This is a genomic window from Agromyces humi (genome assembly GCF_009720255.1).
Lineage (GTDB): Bacteria > Actinomycetota > Actinomycetes > Actinomycetales > Microbacteriaceae > Agromyces > Agromyces humi.
Map to the genome: position 1 here is coordinate 1 of NZ_WJSP02000605.1, position 1,516 is coordinate 1,516.

General features: G+C 73.0%; 2 protein-coding genes. Both read left to right on the plus strand.

The features are described from left to right. Nucleotides 1–1,147 (plus strand): inositol-3-phosphate synthase (locus tag GH736_RS22750; RefSeq protein WP_159607271.1); only part of this gene is annotated, 1,147 nt, incomplete at its 5' end. Further along, on the plus strand, nucleotides 1,144–1,516 hold a 373-nt coding region (locus GH736_RS22755; RefSeq protein ID WP_235934646.1), incomplete at its 3' end, for a UbiA family prenyltransferase. The genes GH736_RS22750 and GH736_RS22755, both read left to right, overlap by 4 nt.

Consider the following 1,516-nt stretch of genomic DNA (forward strand, 5'->3'; position numbering starts at 1 on the left):
GGTGCTCGACGGCTCATCCCGTGCCTCGACGATCATCGCCCTGCGGCTGCTCGCGGCCGCCGGCGCCGTCGACGATGCCGCCGTCGATGACGTGCAGACCGAGCTCGACCTGTGGGTCATGGGCGGCCACGACATCAGCTCCACTCCGTTGGCGCAACACGCCCAGGCGCTCGCCGACTCGGGCATGATCCCGCAGCGCTACGTGACCGCCGCGCTGCCCGCACTGGAGCAGGCCGATGCCGAGATCCGGCCGGGCTACCACCCCGCGAGCCACGCGGGGACCCAGGCCGAGGCCGTGGCGCGGCTGGCCGGCGACATCACCGCGTTCCGCGACCGGCACGGACTCGACCACGTCGTCGTCATCGACGTCTCATCGACCGAGCCCATCGCCGCCGACCGCCCCGAGTTCCACGACGCCGCCCTCCTCACGCAGGTGCTCGCGGACTCGGTCGAGCCGGTGCTGCCGCCGAGCTCGATCGCCGCGCTCGCCGCGATCGAGTCCGGCAGCGCCTACGCCTGCTTCACCCCGTCGACCGGACTCTCACTGCCGGCCCTGCGCGCACTCGCCGCGCATCGCGGCATCCCGGTGGCCGGCCAGGACGGCAAGACGGGTGAGACGCTGATCCGCACGGCGCTCGCCCCCATGTTCGGTGCACGCGGCATGCACGTGCAGTCGTGGGCGGGCGCGAACCTGCTCGGAGGCGGCGACGGTGCCACGCTCGCGGACCCGGAGGCCGTGCAGAGCAAGCTCGTGTCGAAGACCCGCGGACTCCGCAGCCTCGTCGGCGACCACGTCGTCGCCCCGCTGCACATCGACAACGTTCCCGACCTCGGCGACATCAAGACGGCATGGGACCACGTCAACGCCGAAGGCTTCCTCGGTTCGCGCATCACCCTGCAGACCATCTGGAGCGCCTACGACTCGATGCTCGCCGCCCCCCTCGTGCTCGACCTCGCCCGCCTCCTCGCGCTGGCGGATGCCGCGGACGCCGGCGGCGTCGTGCCGGAGCTCGGCTTCTTCTTCAAGGATCCCTGGGACAGCGACGTGCACGACTTCGGACGCCAGACCACCGCGCTCGTCGACTGGGCCCAGGCCACCGGTGCACGCGTCGCTGGGGCGCCGGTCACCGCACGGGTCGCGCGGTGACCACCGTCGGCGACGTCCTCGAACTGGTGCGTGCGCCCGCCGCGCTCACCGTGATCGGCGACACGATGGTGGGCGGGTATGCCGGGGGAGGGCGCCTCGCCGGTCGGCGCTGGCTCCTGCCGCTCGCCTCCGTGTTCCTCTACAGCGGCGGCATGGCCCTGAACGACTACGCCGACCGGCGCCTCGACGCGGTCGAGCGGCCCGAGCGGCCCATCCCATCGGGGCGGATCTCGCCGCGGCGCGCGCTCGGCGTCGCGGTCGCCGTCCGACCGAGGCACCGTAGAACCTGCCACAGCACTCGGTCGCGAGGACGACCCCGACTGCAGCGAGGCGAAGTGGTTCGGCGCCGATGGTGCGGATCGCAGGCCG